We start from the raw sequence: 1,027 nt of genomic DNA on the forward strand, positions 1-1,027 counted from the left end.
ATGGCCATAGTGCGAAAGTGCCCACCAAAGACGCGCAGACGCCAATGGAAGCCCGGAGTCATCGTAGACCACGACATGACTGTCGTTAGAAACACCCAACTCGCGCATCTTTTTCCCAAAATCCTCTGGCCCGAGCATCATGTCGGGAGTGTTCTGAGTGCTGTCTGCAAGCTCCGTCGACATGCCAACATACACTGCGCCAGGAATGTGCTCGGCCTGGAACTCACTCCTATCGTCATAGGCTACGCCCTTGCCGTTTTCCTCCCTAAACTTCCAGCGAACATCAATGACGCGTAGTTTCGGGTTAGTCAGGTTATCTGCCAACCAAGCCGTATCAATGAGCGGGCGAGTTTGGGTTGTCATACCTACGTTCTCCTCTAACCGGACGCGGGTCGAGCCGTATGGAATAATCCCCAAAATTGCTTTCGGAGTCCAATTTTGGAGAATCGGGATTTAATAAAGCAAATATGGTTCAAACGGCATTTTGATGATTTCATGAGACTTCTGAAAGAAACGGATGCTGAAATCATGGCGCCTCGTAACGTCAATTTCCTTTGACTCGTTAATGGGTAGGCATGCTCATATAGCTCACTGACGGACAGGTTTGGTACAGATAGTGGAAGGTTTGGATGCTTGAAGATCGGTACGGAAGCCCGCTAACGACCATATCACAAACTGCGCGAGACGCCTATGTTGAAGGCATCGACCGTTTTCTGGGTGCTTTTGATGATGTTGAAGAAGCTTACCGTTCTGCAATGCGGGCTGATGATGGTTTTGCTATGCCGCATGTTGGGCTTGCGCGCTACCTTGTTACTGTCGGGCGTGGACAAGATGCAAAGCGTGAAATAGCCGTCGCAAAGGAACTGTCGCATGGCGTCAGCCCGCGCGAAGCCGCCCAGATCGACATTATCAGCGATCTCATTGAGGGGCGTGCACCGCAGGCCTACAGGCGCATCCGAGATCACGTCGCAGACCATCCGCGAGATATTTTGCTGGCTCAGACATGTACCAGCGTATTTGGCTTAAT

The 1,027-nt window shown here is 51.4% G+C and carries 1 protein-coding gene and 1 pseudogene; one reads left to right on the forward strand and one right to left on the reverse strand.

Going from position 1 to position 1,027, the window contains the following annotated elements; genetic code table 11:
* On the reverse strand, positions 1 to 363 hold a 363-nt coding region (locus AC2FNR_RS00810; protein ID WP_496847658.1), incomplete at its 3' end, for a sulfurtransferase.
* A 266-nt stretch (positions 364 to 629) separates the two neighbouring features.
* Here AC2FNR_RS00810 and AC2FNR_RS00815 point away from each other — a divergent pair.
* Positions 630 to 1,027 (forward strand): annotated as a pseudogene (locus AC2FNR_RS00815) (tetratricopeptide repeat protein); the annotation flags it as partial.

The sequence above is a fragment of the Ruegeria sp. SATB045 genome (assembly GCF_059613525.1).